Consider the following 6,000-nt stretch of genomic DNA (forward strand, 5'->3'; position numbering starts at 1 on the left):
CCCCTCGCCGACGCACGCGCCGGCCCCCGGCATCGGCGCGTCCGTGGCCGACTGGCTGCGGATCCCCCGCCCCGAGGCTGAACCGGGCATCTGGCGCCTCGGCCACCGCCCGCGCCCCCCGGAGGAGCCCGAGCAGGTACCGGCCCGTCAACTGTTCAGCGGCGCCCTCGTCGCGTACCTCTGCGGCTGGCTCGTCTGGTCACTGCTCTGGAACGGCTACCTGGGCGGCTGGTGGATCTTCGGCGACAGCTGGTGGCTCCTGCCGATCCAGTGGCTGACCCCCGAGGAGTGGCGGTCGCAGACCAGCCCCCATGTCGAGCTGTACGTCGCGGCGAGCTATCTCTACTACGCGCTCGTCATCAGCCTGCTCGCCATCGGCTTCGGCCGTATCGGCAACTGGAACGAGGTCTGGCGGCGCTACGGGGTGCCCCTGTGGCCGCTCTTCGTACTACTGCCGGGTTTCTGGCGTGAGATGCCGCGCACCGTCACCTGGCTCACCTGGGTGTCGAACGTCTACTACGTACTGCTCGTCGCCGCCGTGCTGGCCGTCGTCGGACGCGCCGGCACCTGGCCCCCCGTACGTCGGCGCCTCGGGATGCCCATGCCGGACGAGCCGCCCCCGCCGCCCCCGCCCGGCGCCGACCCCGCGGACTGGCCAGAGCTCCGCGCTGCGGGGCTCACCGAAGCCGCCGCCAAGCTCGCCGACGCCGTCCACCGCGGCACCCTCAGCGATGTCGACTACGCGCGGATCCGCCGCGCCTGGCAAGGCGTCCGCACCCGCCCCGAACGGCTGCCCGCCTTCACCGACACCGTCCGTGCGCACGGGGCGGGCGCCTGCGCGCACCCTTCGGGGGTACGCGACCTGCCGTTGCGTACCGCAAACCACGACCTTGCCACCGGGCAGGTCAGGATCGGCACCGCGGCGGACCACCCCCGCAACCCGTACGCGCGGCGTACGACGGGAGTCGCCCTCGAACCGGGGCTGCTCGGCACGTCGCTGCTCGCCGTCGGTCCCGCCGGCTCCGGCAAGACGGTCCGACTGATCCGCCCCGTCGTCGAATCGCTCTGCCTCCAGGCGCTCGCCAACCGCGCCGCCGTCGTCGCCGTCACCGCCGACGGTGCGGCGCTCGCGCCCGACGACTCGTTCGACCTCGTGATCGCCGTGGGCCGCCCCGACGCCACGCACGACCTCGACCTCTACGGAAGCGCCGACGACCCCGACGAGGCCGCCAGGACACTCTCCGAGGCCCTGGTGGGCGATCTGGCGGCCACTCTCCCCGGCGGGGACCGGCGCAGGGCCGCTACCGCCCTCGCCCAGCTCATCGGCCCGTACCGAAGCGTCCACGGGCGCTTCCCCGCCGTCCCGGAACTGCGCGAACTGATCGGCGGTTCCCCCACGGCCCTCCAATCGCTGCGCACCGCTCTGGAGACCTCCGACGACGCCGGCGCGGCGGCCCAGCTGCGTGAGCTGGACGCCCGCGAGCGGCAGTCGACACGGGGCGACGACATCGGCGTCCTCCTGGCCGAACGCCTCGCCTTCCTCGACCGGCCCGCCTTCGCCGAGTTCTTCCGTACGGACGGCAGGAGCCGTTCCTTCTCGCTGCGCGCCATCGAGCATCCGCTGAGGGTCCGGATCGACCTGCCGGAACGGGGCCACGCCGAGGCGTCACGGATCATCGCCCGGTTGCTTCTCGCCCAGTTCACCGACGCCGCGCTCGCCCGCGCGGACCGGTCGCTCTTCGCCTGTCTGGTCCTGGACGACGCGACGTACACGGTGACCGGTGACTCCGTCCGTGCCGTCCAGCGGCTGCGCTCCGCGAACGCCGGCGTGGTCCTCGCGCTGCGCACGCTGGAGGACGTACCGGACCCGCTGCGTGGTCCGCTCCTCGGCGCCGTGGGGTGCCGCATGGCGTTCTCCGGGCTCGGGCCGTGGGACGGCGGTCGCTTCGCCGAGAGCTGGGGCAAGGAGTGGGTCCAGACCCGCGACGTCACCAACCGGCAGATCATCTCCGACGAGCCGCTCACGAAGGCGGTTCACTTCATGCGGCGGCTGGTGACCGGCAAGGCCGCCACCGCCGAGGCCGTCACGGTGCGGGAGGTCGAGCGTGAACGCTGGTCGGCGTCCGACCTGGCTCACTCCCTGCCGGCGGGCCACGCGGTCCTCTCGCTGACCACGGTCGGCGGGGAGCACACTCCGCCGATGCTGGTGGACCTCCGTACATAGGTACGCCCGACCACCGGCGTCGCGCGTACCTATGTACGGAGGCGGCGTCGGCGGTCCGGGGCACGGCATCGGTCCCGCCGCGCTCTGTCCGCATCGCCTGGGCCGTACCGGCTTCTCGTACACCCTGGCAGAATTGAGGTACGCCGTTTCTACGGGACGGCGAAAATGCCCACGCATCCTCTTCATGAAGGTCCTACGGTTCGCCATGCCGCCCACGCTCGCGTCCCTCATCCAGCACTCGGCGCTCAAGCTCACCGTGCGCGCTGGGGAGGACCGGCTCGATACGCCGGTGCGCTGGGCGCATGTCAGTGAACTCGAAGACCCGGTGCCGTACATGGACGGCGGCGAGCTGCTGCTCGTGACGGCTGTCACCCTGCACGCCGAGGACCCCGAGGCCATGCGGCGCTACGTACGGCGCCTCGTCGGGGCGGGTGTCGTCGGGCTCGGCTTCGCCGTCGGCGTCAACTACGAGGACATCCCGGGCGCCCTTGTCGACGCCGCCCGCGCGGAGGGGCTGCCGCTGCTGGCGGTGCCGCGCCGTACGCCCTTCCTCGCCATCAGCAAGGCGGTCTCCGCGGCCATCGCGGCGGATCAGTACCGGTCGGTCACGGCGGGCTTCGAAGCGCAGCGGGAACTGACCCGCGCGGCACTCTCCGAAGGCCCCGCCGCCCTGCTCACCCGCCTCGCCGCGCACATCGACGGCTGGGCCGCCCTCTACGACGCGACCGGCGCCGTGACAGCTGCCGCGCCCGACTGGGCCGCACGCCGCGCCGCCCGGCTCACGCCCGAGGTGGAACGGCTGCGGAAGCGCCCCGCCCCCGCCAGCGCCGTGGTCGGCGATCCGGACGACCGGGTTGAGCTCCAGTCGCTGGGCACCGGGCGCCGCGTACGGGGCGCGCTCGCCGTCGGTACGGGGGCGGCGTTGGGCACCGCGGAGAGGTACGCCGTGCACTCGGCCGTCGCCCTGCTGACGCTCACCACGGAGCGGTCACGCGCGCTTCAGGAGGCCGAGCAGCGGCTGGGGTCGGCGGTGCTGCGGATGCTGCTCTCCGGGCAGCCCGACCATGCTCGGGCGGTGGCGGGAGATCTGTACGGGGGGCTGCTGGACGCCCCGTTCCGTCTGCTCGTCGCCGAACCCGCCGAGGCGACGGCCGAGGCCCGTGACGCCGCCGCCGAGGATCCGCTCCAGTCACTGACCGACTCACTGGAGGCGTCGGCGGCGCAGGGTGGGGAAGCGGTGCTCGCCGTGCCCGACGGCGAGGAACGCCTCGTCGTCCTCGCGGCCGACGCCGGCGCGGTCGCCGCCGCATGCGAGACGTACAAGGAGCAGGAGGCGGACGACGCCGGGATCGTCATCGGCCTCTCCGCCCCGACGGGGCCGATCGCGGCGGCAGGCGCGTACAAACAGGCCGAACAGTCGCTGTCGGTCGCGCGCCGACGGGGCCGCGCGCTCGTGGAACACGAGGAACTGGCTGCCGGCTCGCTCCTGCCGCTTCTCGCCGACGACGCGGTACGTGCCTTCGCGGACGGCATGCTGCGCGCGCTGTACGAGCACGACGCCAAGGGGCGCGGCGACCTGGTGGACTCCCTCAGGGCGTGGCTCTCGCGCCACGGTCAGTGGGATGCCGCGGCGGCGGACCTGGGGGTGCACCGGCATACGCTGCGTTACCGCATGCGTCGCGTCGAGGAGATCCTGGGCCGCACCCTGGACGACCCGGACGTACGGATGGAGCTCTGGCTCGCTCTCAAGACCACATCGGCGACGCCGCCACCGGGGCCCCAGAGCTGAGACCGGGCCGATCCTCGGGCGCTGCCCGCTTCCCGCCTCAACTGCCGCGACATGTTCGGCAGTTGGCGCGCTCGCACACACCCGGCCACGATCGCTCCCGGCCCCCGCCCGGTGCGGGGGATCGACGCAGCCCGATGCGCCTCCTCGTCGAACCGGCGCGCCGACCGTCGCGTATGCCAAAGCGTCGCAGCGCCCACCGGCCACCACTCCACCCCGGACAAATCACGTCCGTGGCCCGCGCCCCTACGGTGGAGGGGACAACACCACCACTTCGGAAGGGCCGGGACTCGTAATGCCGAACGAAACTGTGGCAGCCCCCCATGCGTTCTGGCTCGCCGGGCGCCGGGCCACAGGTGAGGAGACCCTCGACGTCACCTCACCGTGGGACGGCCGGCTTGTTGGCAAGGTCGCCGTCCCGACCGACGCCCAGGTCGAGGAGGCCGTCGCCGCCGCGTATGCCGTGCGCGACGAGTTCGCCGCGACGCCCGCGCATGTCAGGGCCGCCGCGCTCGACCATGTGTCGCGCCGTCTCGTCGAGCGCACCGAGGAGATCGCACGCCTGATCTCCGCCGAGAACGGCAAGCCCATGAAGTGGGCGCGCGGAGAGGTGGGCCGTGCCATCTCGGTCTTCCGCTTCGCGGCCGAGGAGTCCCGCCGCTTCAACGGTGGCGAGGCACAGCGACTCGACACCGACGCAGGCGGCACCGGCCGCCTGGCGCTCACCCGCCGTTTCCCGCGCGGAGCGGTCCTCGGCATCGCGCCGTTCAACTTCCCGCTGAACCTCTGCGCGCACAAGATCGCCCCGGCCATCGCTGTCGGCACCCCGATCATCCTCAAGCCGGCCCCCGCGACGCCGCTCTCCGGCCTGCTCATCGGAGAGCTGCTCGCCGAGACCGACCTGCCCGCCGGTGCCTGGTCGGTGCTGCCCGTCGCCAACGACCGGATGCCCGCCCTCGTACAGGACGAGCGGCTGCCGGTGATCTCCTTCACCGGCTCCGACAAGGTCGGCTTCGCCATCATGGACTCGGTGCCGCGGAAGCACTGCACGCTCGAACTCGGCGGCAACGGTGCGGCAGTTGTCCTCGCCGACTACGCGAGCGAGAAGGATCTCGACTGGGCGGCGACCCGGATCGGTACGTTCGCCAACTACCAGGGCGGCCAGTCCTGCATCTCGGTCCAGCGCGTCGTGGCGGACGCGTCCCTGTACGAGCGTCTCGTACCGAAGATCGTCGCCGCCGTCGAGGCGCAGGTCACCGGCGACCCGTCCGACGACGCCACCGACGTGGGCCCCCTCGTCAGCGAGGATGCCGCCAAGCGCGTCGAGGCGTGGGTGGACGAGGCCGTTGCGGGGGGCGCCCGGCTCCTGGCCGGCGGAAAGCGCGACGGGGCGTCGTACGCGCCCACCGTTCTCGCCGACGTACCGCCGGACGTCACGATCTCCTGCGAGGAGGTCTTCGGCCCCGTTCTCACCCTCAGCAGCGTCGACAGCGAGGAGGCGGCGTTCGAGATGGTGAACGACTCCAAGTACGGCCTCCAGGCAGGCGTGTTCACCCACGACGTGCAGGCGGCGTTTCGCGCGCACCGGGCGCTCGAGGTCGGCGGCGTGATCGTCGGCGACATCCCGTCGTACCGTGCCGACCAGATGCCCTATGGCGGCGTCAAGCAGTCCGGCGTCGGTCGTGAGGGCGTGAAGTACGCGATGGACGACTACACCTACGAGCGGGTGATGGTCTTCACCGGCCTCGCCCTCTAGCCCGGGTCGACGGGGCGGGCGGCCAGGCCGCCCGGGCGTAACGGGGCCGGGGGTGACAGAGCCGTATGCGGCCCCGTAAGCCGCCCCCCGCCCCCGCCTCCGCCACATCCGTACCGAGGAGAAGACCGCCGGGGCCGCCGTAGTGCGGCCCCCGCGGTCGCGCGGGATGGGGGGACGACCCCGCCCCCTCGCGGCCCAGTCTCTTATAAACAACAGAAGCTGCCGACCAAACTA

3 protein-coding genes are annotated in these 6,000 nt (G+C 72.7%); all 3 read left to right on the top strand.

Annotated elements, in window-relative coordinates; all coding sequences use genetic code 11:
- Positions 1 to 43: 43 nt before the first annotated feature.
- The 3 genes from ACFWU9_RS27545 (at position 44) to ACFWU9_RS27555 (ending at position 5,766) form a co-directional block, all read left to right on the top strand.
- A complete protein-coding gene (locus tag ACFWU9_RS27545) occupies positions 44 to 2,224 on the top strand; it encodes an ATP/GTP-binding protein (RefSeq protein ID WP_384323007.1) in 2,181 nt (726 codons plus the stop codon).
- A 205-nt stretch (positions 2,225 to 2,429) separates the two neighbouring features.
- Entirely contained in the window at positions 2,430 to 4,013 is a 1,584-nt protein-coding gene (locus ACFWU9_RS27550; RefSeq protein WP_384323027.1) for a PucR family transcriptional regulator, read from the top strand.
- Between the two features lie 292 nt (positions 4,014 to 4,305).
- Entirely contained in the window at positions 4,306 to 5,766 is a 1,461-nt protein-coding gene (locus tag ACFWU9_RS27555; protein ID WP_384323009.1) for an aldehyde dehydrogenase family protein, read from the top strand.
- Positions 5,767 to 6,000 lie beyond the last annotated feature (234 nt).

Source organism: Streptomyces sp. NPDC058653 (assembly GCF_042716895.1).
GTDB lineage: Bacteria > Actinomycetota > Actinomycetes > Streptomycetales > Streptomycetaceae > Streptomyces.

Coding starts and splice junctions, on each gene's coding strand:
- ACFWU9_RS27550 (WP_384323027.1), top strand. CDS start 2,430: ATGCCGCCCACGCTCGCGTCCCTCATCCAGCACTCGGCGCTCAAGCTC.
- ACFWU9_RS27555 (WP_384323009.1), top strand. CDS start 4,306: ATGCCGAACGAAACTGTGGCAGCCCCCCATGCGTTCTGGCTCGCCGGG.